The organism is Phyllobacterium brassicacearum, from assembly GCF_003010955.1.
Classification (GTDB): domain Bacteria; phylum Pseudomonadota; class Alphaproteobacteria; order Rhizobiales; family Rhizobiaceae; genus Phyllobacterium; species Phyllobacterium brassicacearum.
On the sequence record NZ_PGGO01000005.1, the window covers coordinates 1 to 19,363 of the forward strand.

Annotated in this window: 14 protein-coding genes, 1 tRNA gene and 1 pseudogene; 5 read left to right on the forward strand and 11 right to left on the reverse strand. The window is 59.1% G+C overall.

All coding sequences use genetic code 11. The features are described from left to right. The 3 genes from CU102_RS30100 to CU102_RS07630 all read right to left on the reverse strand — a co-directional run. The coding region (locus CU102_RS30100) for a hypothetical protein (protein WP_210204789.1) at positions 1–214 on the reverse strand (214 nt) is incomplete at its 3' end. A gap of 183 nt (positions 215–397) precedes the next feature. After that, positions 398–2,488, reverse strand: a complete 2,091-nt coding sequence (gene parE, locus CU102_RS07625; RefSeq protein WP_106710526.1) for a DNA topoisomerase IV subunit B — start codon at positions 2,486–2,488, stop codon at positions 398–400. A 131-nt stretch (positions 2,489–2,619) separates the two neighbouring features. Beyond that, positions 2,620–3,000, reverse strand: coding sequence for a helix-turn-helix domain-containing protein (locus CU102_RS07630; RefSeq protein ID WP_106710527.1), 381 nt, complete (start codon positions 2,998–3,000; stop codon positions 2,620–2,622). A gap of 185 nt (positions 3,001–3,185) precedes the next feature. Between CU102_RS07630 and CU102_RS07635 the strand changes: the two genes are divergently transcribed. Together CU102_RS07635 and CU102_RS07640 are read left to right on the forward strand one after the other, a co-directional pair. Beyond that, positions 3,186–4,112, forward strand: a complete 927-nt coding sequence (locus CU102_RS07635; protein ID WP_106710528.1) for a DMT family transporter — start codon at positions 3,186–3,188, stop codon at positions 4,110–4,112. A gap of 69 nt (positions 4,113–4,181) precedes the next feature. Beyond that, on the forward strand, positions 4,182–6,194 hold the full coding sequence (locus tag CU102_RS07640) for an acetyl-CoA carboxylase biotin carboxylase subunit (protein ID WP_106710529.1): 2,013 nt from the start codon (positions 4,182–4,184) through the stop codon (positions 6,192–6,194). Positions 6,195–6,404: 210 nt separating this feature from the next. On the opposite strand, the gene lipB is transcribed toward CU102_RS07640, so the two are convergent. Next, positions 6,405–7,121 carry a lipoyl(octanoyl) transferase LipB gene (gene lipB / locus CU102_RS07645; RefSeq protein ID WP_106710530.1) on the reverse strand — a complete coding sequence of 239 codons (717 nt, stop codon included), beginning with the start codon at positions 7,119–7,121 and terminating at the stop codon, positions 6,405–6,407. A 253-nt stretch (positions 7,122–7,374) separates the two neighbouring features. Here lipB and CU102_RS07650 point away from each other — a divergent pair. Continuing rightward, positions 7,375–7,459 (forward strand) — tRNA-Leu (locus CU102_RS07650). Positions 7,460–7,986: 527 nt separating this feature from the next. Beyond that, positions 7,987–10,019: pseudogene (locus CU102_RS07660) on the forward strand (oxidoreductase). Positions 10,020–10,072: 53 nt separating this feature from the next. Here CU102_RS07660 and CU102_RS07665 read toward each other — a convergent pair. The 7 genes from CU102_RS07665 to CU102_RS07695 form a co-directional block, all read right to left on the reverse strand. Beyond that, positions 10,073–11,074 carry an ABC transporter substrate-binding protein gene (locus CU102_RS07665; protein ID WP_106710532.1) on the reverse strand — a complete coding sequence of 334 codons (1,002 nt, stop codon included), beginning with the start codon at positions 11,072–11,074 and terminating at the stop codon, positions 10,073–10,075. A 199-nt stretch (positions 11,075–11,273) separates the two neighbouring features. Beyond that, a complete protein-coding gene (locus CU102_RS07670; protein WP_106710533.1) occupies positions 11,274–12,656 on the reverse strand; it encodes an FAD-binding oxidoreductase in 1,383 nt (460 codons plus the stop codon). Beyond that, the gene (locus CU102_RS07675) at positions 12,653–13,465 is read right to left on the reverse strand and encodes an ABC transporter permease (protein WP_106710534.1); all 813 of its coding nucleotides are present in this window, start codon (positions 13,463–13,465) and stop codon (positions 12,653–12,655) included. The genes CU102_RS07670 and CU102_RS07675 overlap by 4 nt, the downstream gene beginning before the upstream one ends. Before the next feature lie 3 nt (positions 13,466–13,468). Further along, positions 13,469–14,302, reverse strand: coding sequence for an ABC transporter permease (locus CU102_RS07680; protein ID WP_106710535.1), 834 nt, complete (start codon positions 14,300–14,302; stop codon positions 13,469–13,471). A 63-nt stretch (positions 14,303–14,365) separates the two neighbouring features. Next, entirely contained in the window at positions 14,366–15,481 is a 1,116-nt protein-coding gene (locus CU102_RS07685; RefSeq protein WP_106710536.1) for an ABC transporter substrate-binding protein, read from the reverse strand. A 50-nt stretch (positions 15,482–15,531) separates the two neighbouring features. Then, positions 15,532–16,638 carry an ABC transporter ATP-binding protein gene (locus CU102_RS07690; protein WP_106710537.1) on the reverse strand — a complete coding sequence of 369 codons (1,107 nt, stop codon included), beginning with the start codon at positions 16,636–16,638 and terminating at the stop codon, positions 15,532–15,534. Positions 16,639–16,767: 129 nt separating this feature from the next. Then, positions 16,768–17,658: a LysR substrate-binding domain-containing protein gene (locus tag CU102_RS07695; protein ID WP_106710538.1), complete on the reverse strand. Its 891-nt coding sequence runs from the start codon at positions 17,656–17,658 to the stop codon at positions 16,768–16,770. A 112-nt stretch (positions 17,659–17,770) separates the two neighbouring features. On the opposite strand from CU102_RS07695, the gene CU102_RS07700 reads away from it, so the two are divergent. Then, positions 17,771–19,360, forward strand: a complete 1,590-nt coding sequence (locus CU102_RS07700) for a zinc-binding metallopeptidase family protein (RefSeq protein ID WP_106710771.1) — start codon at positions 17,771–17,773, stop codon at positions 19,358–19,360. The last annotated feature ends 3 nt before the right edge of the window (positions 19,361–19,363 follow it).

The window sequence follows — 19,363 nt, forward strand, 5'->3', positions numbered from 1 at the left end:
CTTTGACGTATCCATACCAATTCGGATAATCTGGTCCACGGACGGTCTCCTTCGATTGAGCTTTCAACGAACTCATTCTGGCACATTTGATGCCGTTGGGAGCCGTCCACCCCAACACGGGAAGGACGGGAACAGGATAACCGAGGTTTTGGGGACGTGGATAAGTTTCGGTGAATTTTGATTTGAAGGCGGCGATCTGCACGCCAACAGCCAATGCCGATTATCTCTCCCCTTGCGGGAGAGAAAGGATTTTCTTGGCGTTAGCGCAGCTAACCCTTAGAAAATCCAAGCGAGGGGATTTGTCTGAATGCACGAGTTACCCCTTGTGATTTCTAGCACTTAGCTGTGCTAAGATGCTGAAATCACTTTCTCCCCACAAGGGGCGAGATAAGAGCGCCTAAATATCCAGTTCCTCAACAAACGCTGCACGGTCCTGGATGAAGCGGAAGCGCGCGTCGGGGCGGGTGCCCATCAGATCGTCTACGGCGAGCTTGGTTTCGTTGGCCCATTCCTCATCAATCTGGACACGCAGCAGGGTGCGCTTCTTGCGGTCCATCGTGGTTTCCTTGAGCTGGTCGGCACGCATCTCGCCGAGGCCCTTGAACCGGCCGATTTCGATCTTGCCCTTGCCTGTGAACATCGTCTTGAGAAGTTCATCCTTGTGCGCATCGTTGCGGGCATAGGCAACCTTGCCGCCCTGCGCGAGACGATAGAGTGGCGGCACACCGAGGAACAGGTGACCGTTGCGGATGAGTTCGGGCATCTCCTGATAGAAGAAAGTGATGAGGAGCGAGGCGATGTGCGCACCGTCGACGTCCGCATCGGTCATGATGATGACGCGGTCGTAGCGCAAATCCTCGTCGCGATATTTCGAGCGGGTACCACAGCCGAGCGCCTGGATAAGATCGCTGATCTGCTGGTTCGCCGTCATTTTCTCGCGCCCGGCACTGACGACGTTGAGAATCTTGCCGCGCAACGGCAGAACGGCCTGCGTGGCGCGGTCGCGCGCCTGTTTGGCGGAACCGCCGGCGCTATCACCCTCGACGATGAACAGCTCCGCGCCGAGTGCGCCGGATTGGCTGCAGTCGGCAAGCTTGCCCGGGAGACGCAGCTTCTTCACTGCCGACTTGCGGCTGACTTCTTTTTCCTGACGGCGTTTGACCCGCTCCTCGGCGCGGTCAACCACCCAGTCCAGTAGCTTTGACGCTTCCTGCGGAGATGCGGCCAGCCAATGGTCGAAGGGATCGCGAATGGCGTTCTCGACGATGCGCTGTGCTTCCACGGTGGCGAGTTTGTCTTTCGTCTGGCCGACAAACTCGGGCTCGCGAATGAAGACGGAGAGCATGGCAGCCGATGAGATCATCACGTCATCGGTGGTGATGATCGAGGCACGCTTGTTGCCGGTCAGTTCGGCATAGGCCTTAAGGCCACGGGTGAGGGCTATGCGCAGACCAGCTTCATGGGTGCCGCCTTCGCCGGTCGGTATCGTATTGCAGTAGGAATGGACGAAACCGTCACCGCCATGCCAGGCAACCGCCCATTCCAACGCACCATGGCCTCCGGATTTTTCGGTCTTTCCGGCGAACATTTCGCGAGTGACCTGGAACTCCTTGCCCAATGAGGCGGCAAGATAATCCTTGAGTCCGCCAGGAAAATGGAACACTGCCTTGTCCGGCGTTGGGTCCTTCGGGTCGAGCAATGACGGCGCGCAACTCCAGCGGATTTCGACCCCGCCAAACAGATATGCTTTCGAGCGTGCCATCTTGTAGAGACGGGCCGGGTCGAACTTCGCCGCATGGCCGAAGATCTCGGCGTCGGGATGGAAGGTAACGCGCGTACCGCGCCGGTTCTGCACCTCGCCGACTTCTTCAAGCGGTCCAAGCGCCTTGCCGCGCGAAAAGTGCTGACGATACAGGCGGCGGTTGCGCGCGACCTCGACTTCAACGTGGTCCGAGAGTGCGTTGACGACCGAAACACCGACGCCATGCAGGCCGCCGGACGTTTCATAGACCTTCGAGTCGAACTTGCCGCCGGCGTGAAGCATCGTCATGATGACTTCGAGCGCGGATTTGTCCTTGAATTTCGGATGTGGATCGACGGGCATGCCGCGACCGTTGTCTGTCACGGATAGATAGCCGTTTTCTTCAAGATCAATGTCGATGAAATTGGCATGGCCGGCGACAGCCTCGTCCATCGAGTTGTCAATGACTTCGGCGAACAGATGGTGCAGCGCGCGTTCGTCCGTTCCGCCAATATACATGCCCGGACGCCGGCGGACCGGCTCCAGCCCTTCCAGAACCTCGATGTCGGCTGCGCTATAGCTGCCACTGCTTTCAGGCGCTGAGCGCGGCGCTGCCTTTGCTGCCGGGGACGGAACCGTCCGCACGGTCGCAACAGGCGCGGACTCCGGCCGCGTCTGCGGGGCGGCGGCCTGACGCTCGCGGGCAGTTTTCACTATCCTCGAAAAGAGGTCGTTATTATCATCCATGGTCTTGTTGGGCCAATATTACATCAGATTCGAATCACTGACGATCTTTGCATGGTTCATTGTCAAACGCGATGGGAGTTCGTGATCTGTTCCGGGCCTCATCACAGAACTATGCGATGAATCCCCAGGTTTCAAGCCGCTTCCAGTCTTTCCACGACGCTTTCCAGGTGCTCGATCCGCCGGCCAAGCTGTTGATGCTGCTCCTTGAGCGTCCGGATCTCGGCCGTCAAGCCCAGGGTTTCCTCGTCTGCGCTGATTTCAACGGGTGACTGTCCGACGCCGTGGATCAGCCATGTGGGGGTGACGCCAAGAAACCCGGCCAGCATGACCAGCCGGTTGGCGCGTGGCTCCGATCGATCCGATTCCCAGGCCGCAACGGTTTGCGGCTTGACACCAATCCGTCCTGCCACCTCTCTGACACTCATTGATTTGGCGTCGCGGGCGCGTGACATGCGGCCGCCGAGCGTATCCATGTCAGGGGTCTCGGTCATGATATTGGCGTGAGAAGCCATCGTTTTCTCCAGTTTCTTCCTGTTTTGGGGGATTTTGCGAGGCCCTTTGCACCATCTGCGGACCAAAAAGTCAAATTTCGCCCGCACATCTCGCTATTTTACGTGCAGCGCGAGATTGCATTTTTTGGCAGAGCCGATATGCCAACAGGTCATTGCCAGCCGGTTCATCCAGAAAGGTCATCGCCATGGAAAACACAACCTCACAACAGTTGAGGGGCGTTTCGACAATGGCGGCAGCCATGTTCTTTCTGCCGATGATGGACGCGATCGCCAAATGGCTTTCGACTGTTGATAACCTGCCTCCGGCGACGGTGACCCTTTCACGCTTTGTGGTGCAAACGACTCTGACTCTGCTGATTGTCCTGGCGATCACGGGCACGGGATCGCTGACGCCGGTCAAGCTGTGGGGGAATCTTTTTCGCGGCTTCCTGATGGGGATCGGCAGCCTGTGCTTCTTTGCGGCGATCAAATATATGCCACTTGCAGACGCGATGGCGGTTTTCTTCGTCGAGCCGTTGATGCTGACCCTGTTGTCCGCACTGATCCTCAAGGAACAGGTGGGTTGGCGCCGGTGGGTGGCTGTTGCCATCGGATTCGTCGGCACGCTGATCGTCATTCAGCCCAGCTGGGAACTGTTCGGCTGGGTCTCGCTTTTGCCGCTCGGCACGGCAACGCTGTTCGCCATCTATCTGATCCTGAACCGCCGATACGGCGATGCTGATACGCCGCTCGTCATGCAGCTTTACGCCGGCGTGGGTGGTACAGTAACAGTGGCGGTTGCACTGTTGCTTGGGCAATTATTCGACGTAAGCGACATGACATTTGACGTGCCATTGGGCGGCCTGTCGTGGTTTCTCCTGTTCACTATTGGTGCGATAGCGACGGGTGGGCATCTCCTGGTCGTTCAGGCGTCGCGGCTGGCACCGGCGTCGTTCCTGGCGCCTTTCCAGTATCTCGAGATCGTCATGGCGGTGATCATCGGGCTTGTGGTGTTCAATGAGTTTCCGTCGGCGTCGAAATGGTTCGGCATCGCCATCATCATCAGCTCGGGAGCTTATGTCGTGTGGCGCGAGGGCAAGAATCGTCAGGAGCCGGAGCCTGCTTACAACTGAGAAGAACCTGTTGAGCAAGGCGGCGATTGGCAATAGAAACAAAGGCATGTCTGGGCGGGAGATCATCGAGTGTTCAAGAAAATCCTGATTGCCAATCGTGGCGAAATCGCCTGCCGCGTCATCAAGACTGCGCGCAAGATGGGGATTGCCACAGTTGCGGTCTATTCGGATGCCGACCGCGACGCGGTTCACGTTGAAATGGCTGACGAAGCGATCAACATAGGTCCGGCAGCAGCTTCGGAGAGCTATCTCGTTGCGGACAAGATCATCGCTGCCTGTAAGGAGACCGGCGCAGAGGCGGTCCATCCGGGCTATGGGTTTCTCTCCGAGCGGGCCTCGTTCTGCGAAGCGCTGGAGAAACAGGGTATCATCTTCATTGGTCCGAAGCCCAAGGCGATCATCGCCATGGGCGACAAGATCGAATCGAAGAAGTTTGCCAACGAGGCGAGGGTCAACACGGTCCCGGGCTTCCTCGACATCATCACAGACGGAGCCCACGCCGAGAAGATCGCCGGAGAAATCGGCTATCCGGTGATGATCAAGGCTTCGGCCGGTGGCGGCGGCAAGGGCATGCGGATCGCCTGGAGCAAGTCGGAAGTACGCGACGGCTTCGAGCGCGCCACGTCGGAAGCACGCAATTCATTCGGCGACGAGCGGGTTTTCATCGAAAAGTTCGTGGTCGACCCGCGCCATATTGAGATCCAGGTGCTTGCCGACGCTTTCGGCAATTGCATCTATCTCGGTGAGCGCGAATGTTCGGTGCAGCGCCGCAACCAGAAGGTGGTCGAAGAAGCGCCGTCGCCCTTCCTTGACGAGAAGACGCGCAAGGCGATGGGGGAACAGGCCGTTGCCCTTGCCATGGCCGTCGATTACCAGAGCGCCGGGACGGTCGAGTTCATCGTCGACAAGGACCGCAATTTCTATTTCCTCGAGATGAACACCCGTCTGCAGGTGGAGCATCCGGTGACTGAACTGATTACCGGCATCGATCTGGTCGAACAGATGATCCGCATCGCCGCCGGCGAAAAGCTGGCGATCAGGCAGGCAGATGTGCGCCTCAATGGCTGGGCAGTGGAAAGCCGCCTCTACGCCGAGGATCCGTACCGCAATTTCCTGCCGTCCATCGGGCGCCTGACCCGCTACCGCCCACCGGCCGAGGGACCTGTCGGCAAGGCGATCATCCGCAACGACACCGGCGTGACCGAGGGCTCGGAAATATCGATGTTCTACGATCCGATGGTTGCCAAGCTTTGCACCTGGGCGCCGACGCGGCTCGAGGCCATCGACGCCATGGCCGATGCGCTCGACACGTTCGTCGTCGACGGCATCGAGCACAATATCCCGTTCCTCGCCGCGCTGATGCAGCATCCGCGCTGGCGGGAGGGGCGGCTGTCGACCGGCTTCATCGCCGAGGAATTTCCGGAAGGTTTCAAGCCGATTTCGCCAACGCCGGAGGATCGCGACATTCTTGCCGCGATTGCGCTGAGTGTCGAACTGGTGCGCAAGGAGCGCCTCGATCGCCTGAGCGACCGGTTGCGCCCGCATACGGGCAAGATCAGGGCCGAGTGGGAAGTACGGATTTTAGATGATTACGTCCCGTTCACCATCCGGGCCTGTACCGCAAGACCGCCGGTCAAGATCGAGCTTTCACTGCATGGCGGTGACGTCATCACCATCCGCAGCAATTGGCAGCCGGGCGATGCCGTCTGGGATGGCTACATCGATGAGCGCGCGGTCAAGGCGCAGTTGCGGCCGGTGCTCAACGGCATGCGCGTCGACTGGAAAGGCATGTCGGTCATCGCTCACGCCATGCAGAAGCATGTGGCGGCGCTGGAAAAGCTGATGCCGGTGAAATTGCCGCCGGACAACTCGAAAATGCTGCTTTGCCCGATGCCGGGCCTGATCGTCTCGATCAACGTGACGGAAGGCCAGGAAGTGAAAGCCGGCGAGACGCTGGCGATCGTCGAGGCGATGAAGATGGAGAACGTGCTGCGCGCCGACCGCGATCTGACGGTGTCAGTGATCAACGCCAAGCAGGGCGATAGTCTTGCTGTGGATGCGGTGATTATGGAATTTATGTAAACGTCGATGCCGATTATCTCTCCCCTTGCGGGAGAGAAAGCGATTTCAGCATCTTAGCTTCTTTAGCTAAGTGCTAGAAATCGCCAGAGAGGGATTTGCCTCACTGAACTACCCCTCACTTGGATTTTCTAAGGATTTAGCAAGAAGCTAAATCCGAGAAAATCCTTTCTCTCCCGCAAGGGGAGAGATAATCGACATCTCATGTCCCTACTAACGCTCCACCGCGCCAAAAACGTCTTCAAATGATTCCCGCAAAGCCCGGTCGAGATCGTGCATTTCCACTGGCAGGCCGAGATCGACGAGGCTGGTGACGCCATGGCCGCGCACGCCGCAGGGCACGATGCCGCCGAAATGTGCAAGGTCCGGTTCGACATTGATCGAGATGCCGTGGAAGCTCACCCATTTGCGCAGGCGGATGCCAATGGCGGCGATCTTGTCTTCGGCCGGTGAGCCATCGGCCAGGGCAGGGCGCTCCGGCCGTCTCACCCAGACGCCGACCCTGTCCTCACGCCGCTCACCCTTGACGTTGAATGAAGCAAGCGTCGAAATGATCCACTGCTCCAGCGCGGTGACAAAGGCGCGGATATCTTCGCGCCGCCGCTTCAGATCGAGCATCACATAGGCAACGCGCTGTCCCGGGCCATGATAGGTATATTCGCCGCCGCGGCCCGTTGCATAGATCGGAAAGCGGTCGGTCACGAGAAGATCGTCCGCCTTGGCGCTGGTCCCGGCCGTATAGAGCGGCGGATGTTCGACGAGCCAGACGAGTTCGCGTGCCGTGCCCTCGCGAATTGCGGCGACACGCTGCTCCATGAAGGCAAGTGCCGCGTCATAATCGGTGAGGCCGTCGGCAATCAGCCATTCCACGGGAAGCGATTCGTCGTGAGGCAAGAATGCGGGGACGAGATCGTCGCGGTTGGTTTTCATGATGCAAATTCAGATCCGGTTGTGCTTGCCTGTCTGGGCCCTGACGCAGACGCGATTTGCGGCCGATTCAACGGGTCCCGATGGGTGCGTCGGATATGGACCTTTTCGGGCGAAATTTCCAGCCCGGCGCCGCAAACAGAGGTTTCTGACAGCTTTATGAAAAACAATGACGATATGTGACGATAGGGCTTGTTTAGCGGAAACCTATTTGCTACATGCCGCGAGCCGACACGTTCGGCTTCTACCACAGAGTGCGGTCGTGGCGGAATTGGTAGACGCGCAGCGTTGAGGTCGCTGTGTCGCAAGACGTGGAAGTTCGAGTCTTCTCGACCGCACCATTTCACTTTCGTCAAGTGATTTTGCAAAATATGGCGGCCTTGTGCCGCCATTTTGCGCCTATAGGCCGCTAAGATTTTAGTAGCCAAATAAACCTCGGCTTAGACAGCGTCAGCTATCCTGTGACAATGGAGAACGAGGACTACCAAGCTAATTGGCGAGGCGCTCGTCGATATCAATTCGACGAAGAAACACGCCTGAAGAAACTGGCGATGCAGTCGCGTGACCAGGTTGTTAATTTTAGACACGTGAAATGGGCAGACCCTGAACACAAGCTTAAAGTGTTGGTCGAAGATTTTGACCCATCACCCCCACCGCGGGTTTGGCTCGAACGAATGTCTACAAAGCTGTTCTACGTTCTGCTCTTGGTGGCATGCGTCGTCGTTTTTTCAGGTGTAGCACTATTCGCGCAGTAGATCGCGCCCGCGATATATCAGATGCCGACTCCGTGCCAGAATAGGTCGCGGGGAAGAAACTCAATATGCTACCTTCGGGCTAGGATCACCTGAAACAAAGGGAAACTGGTCCATTGGCTTCACATGACGATCCGCTGCTGCAGCCCTATCAGCTCAAACATTTGCGGCTCAAGAACCGCATCATGTCGACCAGCCACGAGCCGGCCTATTCCGAGGACGGCATGCCGAAGGAGCGCTACCGGCTCTACCATGCCGAAAAGGCCAAGGGCGGCATCGCGCTGACCATGACAGCGGGTTCCGCCGTCGTGTCGCGCGAATCGCCGCCGGCCTTCGGCAACCTCCATGCCTATAAGGACGAGATCGTGCCCTGGCTGCGCGAACTTTCGGATGAGTGCCACGAGCATGGCGCCGCCGTGATGATCCAGCTGACGCATCTTGGCCGCCGCACCGGCCGGTACAAGGCGGACTGGCTGCCGGTGGTTTCGGCTTCTCCAGTGCGCGAACCGGCGCACCGTGCCTTCCCGAAGGAGGCGGAGGACTGGGATATCGAGCGGATCATCGCTGACTACGCCTCGGCCGCGCAACGGATGCAGGCGGCGGGGCTCGATGGCATCGAGTTCGAGGCCTATGGGCACCTGATGGACGGTTTCTGGTCGCCCGCGACCAACCGCCGGGATGATGAATATGGCGGGTCGCTCGACAATCGCCTGCGCTTCACCTGGGCGGTCATCGATGCGGTGCGCGAGGCGGTCGGCCTCGAGTTCATCGTCGGCATCCGCATGGTGGCAGATGAGGATTGGGAGCAGGGGCTCTCAAAGGCAGAGGGCGTCGAGATTGCCTGGCGCATCGCCGCCTCCGGAAAGTTCGATTTCCTCAATATCATTCGCGGCCATATCGATACGGATGCTGCGCTCAATGAGGTCATTCCGATCCAGGGCATGCGATCCGCGCCGCATCTCGATTTCGCAGGCGAGATACGCCAGGAGACAAAGTTCCCGACCTTCCACGCGGCGCGCATCTCGGATGTGGCGACGGCCCGCCATGCGATTGCCGAGGGCAAGCTCGACATGGTCGGCATGACCCGTGCGCATATTGCCGATCCGCATATCGTGCGCAAGATCATGGCAGGCGAGGAACATCGCATCAGGCCATGCGTCGGCGCCACCTATTGCCTCGACCGCATCTATGAGGGCGGCGAAGCGCTGTGCATCCACAATGCGGCGACCGGGCCTGAAGGCGCGATGCCGCATGTGATCGCCAAGGCAGAAGCCAGGCGCAACATTGTCGTGGTCGGCGCAGGCCCGGCTGGACTGGAAACCGCACGGGTGGCCGCAGAGGCTGGGCACAGGGTTTCCGTGCTGGAGGCTGCCGACCAGGCCGGCGGGCAGGTGCGCCTTGCGGCAATGAACCCGCGCCGCAAGGAGATGATCGGCATTGTCGACTGGCGCCTGGACGAGCTCGAAAGGCTCGGGGTCGAATTGCGTTACAACGTCTGGGCCGAAGCGAATGATGTGCTTGGCCTCGAACCCGATGTCGCGGTGATCGCGACGGGCGGCCTGCCGCAGAATCCGCCGCTTTCGGCGGGCGATGATCTCGTGACTTCAACCTGGGATATTCTCGCAGGGGCAATCAAGCCCGGCGAAAACGTCCTGCTCTATGACGACAATGGCGGACACCAGGGCATGAGCGGATCGCGCGAGGCGGTTCCAGGCTGGAGCTGGTCAGTCCGGAACGGTTCTTCGCGCCCGAGATGGGCGGCATGAACCATGTGCCCTACATGCGTGCCTTCCAGCAGCAAGGCGTCCGCGTGACGATCAACACGCGGCTGGTCAGTGTTGCACGCGATGGCAACCAGCTTGTCGCAACGCTCGGATCGGATTTCGCGCCGGAGTTTCGCGAGGAGCGGCTGGTCAACCAGGTGGTGGTCGAGCACGGGACCTTGCCGATCGATGACCTTTATCGTGAACTGAAGCCTTTGTCGCGCAATGGCGGTGCTGTCGATTATGACCACCTGGTCAATGGCGGCTCGATTTTTCCGCTGCGGGGCGAGGGCAAATTCGATCTGTTGCGGATCGGAGATGCAGTTCACGCCCGCAATATCCACGCCGCGATTTATGATGGGCTGAGATACGCCACAAGGTTCTAACGAAAAAGGCAGCGACATGGCCGCTGCCTTTTTCACAATTGGTAAGTCGTATCTTACTTAACGGCAGCCTTGACCTTCTCGGCAACTTCGGCGCTGACCCATTTTGTCCAGATATCTTCGTTGTTCTTGAGGAAGTGCTTCGCGCCGTCTTCACCCGTGGCCTGATTGTCCGTCATCCAGGCAAGCAGTTCGTTGACTGTCTTGTTGCTCCAGGAGCGAGCCTTGAGATAATCCATGATCGGACCGGCTTCGTCATTGAATTTCTTGGTGACGACCGTGTCGACTTCGGCCAGTTCCCAGTCGTTCTTTTTCGGATCGGGGCAATCGGCGACCGTGTTGCAGCGCTTCCATTCTGCCGAGTCGAATTTGGCGCCGTGGTCGAGCCTCACCATCTGATACTTGCCGAGGAGAGCTGTCGGCTCCCAGTAATAACCCACCCAGCCTTCCTTGCGCTCATAGGCTTTGGCGAGCGAGCCATCGAGCCCAGCGGCCGACCCGGTGTCGACGAGGGTGAAACCTTTCTTCTCGGCATCATATGCCTTGAAGAACTGGGCGGTGGCAACAGTGCCGCCCCAGCCGGGAGGTCCGTTGAAGACTGCGCCCTTGGATGGATCTTCCGGGGCGGGGAAGAGTTCCGGGTGTTTCAGCGCATCGTCGATTGTCTTGATGTCCGGATGGGCATCGGCAATGTATTTGGGGATCCACCAGCCTTGGACACCACCATCCGAAAGGGACTTGGATGCATAGATAAGTTTGCCGTCGGCAACGGCCTTGTCCATGATGTCGCGCATGAAATCGACCCAGCCCTCGGGGGCGATATCAGGCTGACCCTTCTCGGTCATCGAGGTGAGTGTGGGGATCGTATCGCCCTGCACGACTTCCGCGTTGCAGCCATATCCTTCGTTGAGAATGATCTTGTCGAGATTGGCGAGAACTTCCGCAGACTGCCAGTTCATGCTGGCAATGGTGACATCGCCGCATTCGGCGGCCGATGCAGCGCCGGCTGCGCCAAGCAGCGCAAATGCCATAACGCCGCTCATCAATAATGCTTTCATCAGAGAACCCCTTTTGTTGATCTTGCGTGGATTGTGGTGCCGATGGTTATGGCCGTGCGATCCCGGATCAGACGTACTCGATGCGCCTGGCTCGCCGGAAACGGACAAGGATAATGTTGGACCATGGGTGCAACGATAGTCCTGCATCCCACGTGCAAGAAGCCCGGATGCGTCAATGGCTTTGCCTTCAACGACATGGTCATCCGATTATCTTGCCCGGATTCATGATGCCCTTGGGATCGATCGTTTTCTTGATCGACTGCATGAGGGCAAGCTTGACCGGATCGATCAGCGTCTTAAGCTCCGGCTTCTTTTCGAGGCCAATGCCGTGCTCGGCGGAGAAGGATCCACCCATCTGCTTCAGGTTGGCGTAGATGATGGCCTTGACCGCGTCCTTGTCGGGATTGACGCTTTCTCCAGCAACGCCGACATGCAGGTTGCCGTCACCGAGATGGCCGAACGCAAAGCCGCTGATGTCAGGTCCCAATGCGGCGATGCCCTGCTCGAATTGCTTGAGCCAGGTTTCCAGTTCTTGCAGGGGAACCGAAATATCGAACCAGTAGCCGTGCGGGTAAGCCCGCGTGACCACGTTGCTGTCCTCGCGGATATTCCAGATTTCGCTTCGCCCTTTCTCGCTCTGGGCGAGGATTGCGTCGGCAACCAGACCTTCTTCGATGCCGTTGGCCAGCGCTTCCTCAAGGGCAGACTGCGCCAAAAGCTGGTCAGTCGCGTCGGTCTCCAGAATGAGATAGGCCGGTGCTTGGGTGAAGGCAGCGAGCGAAGCGGGGCCAAGGTCCCGTGCAGCCAAGGCGAAATAGGTCCGTGCCATGAATTCTGCGCGCAAAAGATTGAGGCCGCGATTGCGCTGGAGTGTTTGAAACAGCGCAACGGCGCTCGTTGCGGACGGGCAAGCAACAAGCGCGGTCGCGGTGAACTCGTCGCTTGGCGCCAGCCTGATGACGGCGCGAGTGACGATGCCGAGCGTACCTTCCGCGCCGATGAACAATTGCTTCAGATCGTAGCCTTCGTTGGACTTGGACACCTGCGCCATCTCGCTCATGATCGAACCATCAGGCAGAACGACTTCCAGACCAAGCACCCGATGGCGCATGACGCCGTGGCGGAATGCTTCCATACCGCCGGCATTGGTCGAGATCATGCCGCCGATCGTGGCGCTGCCACGCGAAGCAATGTCAATGCCGGTGGAGAGATTCACCGCCGCCGCTGCTTCCTGCAGCGCCTGCAGCGTCACGCCGCTCTCAACGATTGCAGTGCCGGCGGTGGCGGAGAGAGATTCAATCCGGGTCATGGCAGCGAGCGACAGGATGATTTCGCCGGGTGTCGAAACGGCGCCACCGGCAAGTCCGGTACGGCCGCCGTGTGGGACGACAGCAATCCCCTGCTCATTGCAAAGGTGGAGAATGGCGGCGACCTGTCCGGTATTTTGGGGGACGACCATCACGCCCGCATCCAGATTGTGCTCATCGGCGCCGGGATTGATGAGACTCAACGCATCGGCGGTCTTGAGGCCGCTCGCGCCGACAATCGATCGAAGCCCGGCGAGGATGTCTTCGGTGATCATTGGGATTTCGCCGCTCCGCGCCTTTCGATGAAGATTCGAATGCCGAGGATAATGGCGGTAACAAGGATCAACAGTACCGAGATTGCGGCGATCGCAGGATCGATATTGTCGCGCAGGCCCATCCACATCAGGCGCGGCAGTGTGATCGCATTGACGCTGGTGATGAAAAGCGTCACGCCGATCTCTTCCCAGGAAAGCACAAAGGAGAGCAGCGCGGCGGTTGCTATGCCGAACTTGATGTTGGGGATGATGACTTTGAAGGCGCGTGTCGCAAGGCTGGCGCCGAGCCCGCGCGCGGCAAGATCGATGCGTCGGTCGACCTGGTAGAGCGCGACGAGAATGAGCACGACAGCAAAGGGCGTGATCATCACGGCATGCGCAAGCCCGACGCCGAGCCAGGTATCGTAGCCGATCCAGTTGTTGAAGGCGGAGAGCGTGGTCATCAGGAAGTACAATGTCATGGCCGAGACGACTGGCGGAACCACAAGCGGCAGGAGTACGAAGCCGATCAGCAATGCCGAAAAGCGCGGCTGGAACATCCAGATACCGAGACCGAACAGCGTGGCAAGCGCCGTTGCGATTGCGCTCGACAGGATCCCGATACGCAGGCTGAGCAGGATGCTCTGACCCCAGGCGGGATTATCGATCAGCGCCTGATAGTGGCGCAGGGACAGGTTACCGGAGGGCATGGAGAGGAAGCGGGCCGGCGTGAAGGACACGGGTACGACTGCTATCAACGGCATCAACAGGAACAATGCCACTGCCGTTGCGACGATCAGGATGACAGGGCCGGGCTTGGATGATTGCATCGCTCAGCCCACCAGATGCGCCGGTTTGATGAAACGCCGCATGAGGGCGAGAAGAATGCCGATGAATACCACCAGAACGACGCTGATCGCTGCGCCAAGGCCCCAATCCGGGCTCTGGAAAATGCGAAGGTAGACGAGCTCTGCCACCATGACGCTGCGGCCGCCGCCAAGAATGGCAGGTGTGACGAAGAAACCAAGCGCGAAGACGAACACGATGAGCGCAGCGCCGATCAGACCACCATAGGTCAGCGGCACGAAAACGGTCCAGAAGATGCGGGTTCGCGATGCGCCCATGCCGCGGGCTGCGAGCAGCACGCGCTCGTCGATGCTGCGCATGGCCGAGGCGATTGGAAAGACGGCGAAGGGGATGAGGAAGTGCGTCATGCCGACGATGACGCCGAATTCGTTACGGGCGAGCGCCAGTGGTTCCGTGATAATGCCTGCCGATTGGAGCCAGGTATTGATCAGTCCGCGGTTTGACAGCATCGCCAGCCAGCCGAAGGCACGTGTCAGGACCGAGATCCAGAAAGGGACCAGGATGCAGAACTCCGCCAGCATGCGCTGAACGGAACTGCCTCGGACCCAGACGTAAGCGATGGCATAGGCCATGGTGAGCGATGCAGCGGTGACAATGAGGCAAATGCGCAGGGTACGGAAAAAGACTGACTGAACGAGGGGATCGGTGAAAAGCGCGTGATATTGGCCAAGTCCGGGCTCGGGCAGGGTGAAGCTCCAGCGCACGACGCCGAGGAAAGGAACAACATAGGCAAGCCCCAGAAACAGCAGCAGCGGCGCGAGTAGCAGTATCTTTCTAGAGGTGGGCCACTTTCCGGTCATTCAGCGTCCCTAAGCTTCTTGAATGGGTTGGCGCGAGGCGTTGATCCCTCGCGCCAAGTCGGCTCAAGCCGAGATGACCTTGGTATATTCGTCGAATGCCTTGCCGTAATTTTCGGCATACCACTCCATGTTGAGCGGGATCTGCTTGGTCATGTTGGCTGGATCTACGCAGTTCACTCGCTTCTTGTCTGCCGGGATGAGTGCATCGGTGGCAGGATTGGCTGGGCCTTGTCCGAGCATGTTGAACATTTCAAGCTGGCGTTCCGGCGCCTGTGCGCTGGCGATGAACTTCATCGCATGTTCCTTGCCGCCGGGATTGCCCTTCATGACGCCGAGGGCTCCGGGAGAAATCAGGCCCTGATCCCAGATAAATTTGATGGTGCCGCCGGAATCCTGCTCGAGCAGTTGAGCGCGGGTGGACCAGATGAGTGCCATCGATGCTTCGCCATCCATCAAGACGGACTGGCTCTCAGCGCCGCCGCCCCAGTAGGCCACGACGTTTTCCTTGAATGCAGCAATCTTGTCGTGCGCGCGCTTGAGGTCGAGCGGATAGAGTTTCTCAGGCGCGACCCCATCGGCGAGAAGCGCAGCTTCCCACATGGCCGAACCCCACTTGTACAGCGATCGTTTGCCGGGAAACTTCTTCACGTCGAAGAAGTCGGCCATGCCGGTCGGTACCTGGTCGCCGAACTTCGAAGAGTCATAGGCAATGATGTACGAGAAGAAATAGGTCGAGGCAGCATGGTCCCAGCCGAAGCCGGGCCGCATCTTGTTCTTGTCGACGATCGTGTAGTCGATCTCTTCGAGCATGCCCTGCTTGCCCAGCGATATTCCGGAGAAGGGGTCGATATCGAGAAGATCCCAGCTCGGCTTGCCGCTCTTGAACTGCGCGGTGATGGCTCCTTCGGTCGGGCCCGAGCCGTCCATCTTGACCGTCACGCCGGTTTCCTTGGTAAAGGGCTGACCGTAAGCCTTGTCATAGGCGGTCATGGCGTCACCACCCCAGTTCACCAGCACGAGCTCCTTTGCCTGCGCGTATGAGCCAGTCGCGCGCAAGAATGCTGGAGTTCCAGCGATCAGCATCGCGGCCATCTGCGTGAAACGACGACGACTGATCTCGCCTTTCTCGACCTTGCTGGCGAGGATTTCGAGGCAGTCCTTTTGAAATGCGTTGTCCATTTTGTTGTTTCCCTCTGGATTGTTATTTCTCACATCCCTGGTGCTGCCGCCTAACTTCCGACAGGCAGCAGAAAGCCCTGATGCACCGGCCAGGACACCCAAACATCCGTTTGGGGCGCGATGAGTAAGGTCGCAGCGGTCGGCATCGACACCGCGAGACTCGTGCCAGTGCGTGTTCTCAAATGATACTTTGTCGAAGCACCGAAATATGTCGCCCCTTCAACCCGGCAGGTGATGGCGTTGCGGTCAGCGCTGTGCTGCCCAGTGCCGATCGTCATATGCTCGGGGCGGATGGCTGCCACGGCATCTGAACCGATCATCGGCATTGTTCGGTTGAGGACAATAGTGCGTTCCTCGAATTGCCCGGCGGCTCGATCACCTTCAAGTCTAAGAGCATCTAGCGGCAAAAGATTGATTTCGCCGAGGAATTCGGCAACGAACCGATTGCCCGGCCGCTCGTAGACGTCCTGGGGCTTGCCGACCTGCAGCAGTTCGCCGTGATTGAAGATCGCGACCCGTGAGGACAGCGCAAGCGCTTCGGACTGGTCGTGGGTGACAAAGACGAAGGTTGTACCGGTTTCCTGATGCAGGCGCTTCACTTCCTGTTGCATCATTTCGCGCAGATTCTTGTCGAGGGCAGAGAACGGTTCGTCGAGCAGGAGCACCGACGGTTCGAATACCAAGGCGCGGGCGAGGGCGACGCGCTGCTGCTGGCCCCCGGAGAGTTTTGCGGGAAGTTTCTTTTCATGGCCGCTGAGGCCGACGCGCGCAACCATCTCGCCGACCTTGCGCTTGATATCAGCCGAAGATCGGCCGCGAACCTTCAGCGGAAAGGCGATGTTCTGTTCCACGGTCAGATGTGGGAAGAGTGCGTAGCCCTGAAACACCATCCCGTAGGAGCGGTCTTCGGCCGGCACGTCGGTGATGTCCTCGCCGTCCATGACCAGGCGCCCGGTCGTCGGGGCGGTGAAGCCCGCAAGAATCATCAGAAAGGTGGTTTTGCCGGACCCGGATGGTCCGAGTAGGGTCAGGAACTCGCCGCGAGCAATGTCGAGCGAAAGATTTCTCAGCGCGTGGAACGCACCGAATGTCTTGCCTATGGAAACAGCCTTGATCTCGGCGGCCTTGCTGTCGCCCAGTTGCGTGCTCTGAGGCATTGATTGACCTCTTTCCCCTTATTTTGTCAGGAAGCCTAGGCACAATCCGCTGCCACGACAATTGAATTATATTGCCGCGATACGTGAATGAATTTCACGCCAGCAATGCGGCGGGCTCATGGCAGGTTTTCAGGCGTTGCGGGTTTGGGAGAGGCGCGATTTCAGCCATTCCGTGAATGCAAGCTGGGGTGGATGCTCCATCCGGGCATAGTCTGTAACGAGAAAATACGATTTGGGGGATTTTATGCTGAGGTCGAAAGGCCTGATGAGTTGACCTGCCCTCATGGCTTTGCGGCAGGTGAGCTCATCGCCCATGGCGATGCCCTGCGCAGTGATGGCCGCCGAATAGACGAGATTCATATCGGAAAAGACGATGCCCCGTTCCGAATCGGGATTGTCGACATTGGCGAGCGCAAGCCAGCGCGTCCAATCCTCGAAGTCGCCAAGATGCAAGAGCGGCGCGCGCAATATATCCTTGGGCTCGGCGATGCCACCCAGATTGTTAAGGAGTACGGGGCTGCAGAGTGGCGTGAACTCCACCTCGCATAGCAGCTCGACTGAGCGGCTCGGCCAATTGCCATCGCCAAATGCGATGAAGAGATCGACGCTCGCGTCCGTCACGTCATCAAGTTTGCGTGGTGTGATGATCCGCAGTGCCACTTCCGGATATTTCTCCTGGAACTCGGCTATATGCGTGCACAACCAGAGGGATGCAAATCCTGCGGTGCAACTCACGCAGAGCGATCCGCCAGTACCTGTAGGGCTCTGCTGCCCGCCCGCATCGTCGATGACAATCAGGGCCTTGCGCACGTCGTTGGCGTATTTGCGCCCGCGCGGTGTCAAAGCGACACCCTTGCCATCCCTCTGCAACAACTCGAAGCCGAGATCGCGTTCCAGTAACCGCAACTGGTGGCTGACGGCGCTGCGGGTCAGATGCAGTTCCTCGGCGGCGCGCCAAACACTGCCATGGCGGGCAAAACTTTCGAGGGAGCGCAGTGCCTGTGTTGATGGGATGCGCATCAATCTGGTCCTTGATGGGTGAAGAGGTGAATGGAATTTGCACGTTTTGAAAAAACATATCACTTTTTGTCCCGCCTTCCAGGTGGTTATCTCCCGGCAGCGGGAGATGGTGATGGTGACGGCGGCAGCAATATCGGCAATGAGCTTTGTTGACGGTCACAGGGATGATCTGTCTTCCTGGACTCGCACGATTTTCGATTTCGGTGAAACCGCCTGGCGCGAATATCAATCGGCCGACTGGTACGTGTCCCGGCTGCGTGCGGAAGGCTTTGACGTCGAGGCCGGCTCCGGCGGCATGCCCACGGCATTTTGTGCGCACTGGACTAACAAGGCTGGCACCAATGGCGAGGCGCCGACGGTGGGCATGTATGCCGAATATGACGCTGTTCCGGGCAACTGTCAGGATGCCTCCACAGTCAAAAGTCCACGAGCCGGGCTCAACGAGCATGCGGGCGGCCATACTGATCCGCATTCCGGTCTTGGCATTTCCAGTCTTGGCGGTTTGCTAGCAACCAAGGCGGCGATGGAAAAACAGGGCATCGCCGGAACCTTGAGGTTTACCGGAGAACCTGCCGAAAAAGTGCGCGGGTCAAAGCCCATTCATGCGGCCAAAGGGTATTATGACGGACTGGATGGCATGATCTCCTTCCACCCATTTTACATGCTGCCGCTGTGCAATACTGTGCGTTGGGATACGCATTGCGGTGCGGCCTATTCGATGATTTACCGCCTTGTCTGCGATCAGCCCGAGCGCTGGGGTCTGAGCGAAGGCGCGCCAATTCCGCAGTCGCATTCCGCGGTTCGGGCGCCGGGCGCCAATGATGCGCTGATGATGATGTATATGGCGTCGAAGGCCTTGCGTGATTCCATGCTGCCGCATCACGGCGGCTGGTCGATCAGCGAAGCCATCCTGACAGCGGGGCAGGCGACAGCCGACAACCTTCCGGCTGCGCTCGCCGAAATCCAGTACATGATGCGCGTACCAACGATTGCCATGGCGGAGCAGGTCACCGCCGACCTTGACCGCAATGCGGAGCACGCCGCGGCGATGACTGGCTGCCGGGTGGAGCGACATTGGGTTTGCAAGTCACGCCCCGGCCTCGCCAATCACGCTATAGCTGAAATCACCTGGGAGGCGCTGAGCACGGTAGGCGCGCCGCGCTGGAGCGAGGCAGCAAAGGCCATCGCCCGCGAGATACAGGCGAATAGTGGCGTCGAAGCGATGGAAGAGCCATTCATCGACGAATGCGAGAGACTGATCGCGCCACAGGAGGCCGAGGCGATCCTCCGCCGTGACCTGCCGCCTTCTCAGATCAACTCGACGTCCGATGACTATACGGACATGACCTGGCACGCTCCCACGGTCCGCTTCTATGTGGCTCGGCCAGCGCTCAAAGCTCCAAAGAACTTCGCTTACCCGGGCTGGGTGATGAATGCGCTTGGCGGAATTCCGGCGACCATCGACCCGATGGTCAATTGCGCCGCGAAAACGGTGGCTCTTACGGCTCTACGTCTCCTTGAGGACGAAGGCGCGCGGCAACGGGCAAAGGATGAATTCATCGAGCGGACGGGCGGCGGCGTTGGCGGCTCGAAGTGGATCGCGCCGCTGTGCGACTACGAATCGCCGATCCATTTCCGCTGGCCGGAATATGTAACAACTGCACGCGGGCGCGAGTGGTGGATACCCACGGGCGCACAATAGGAG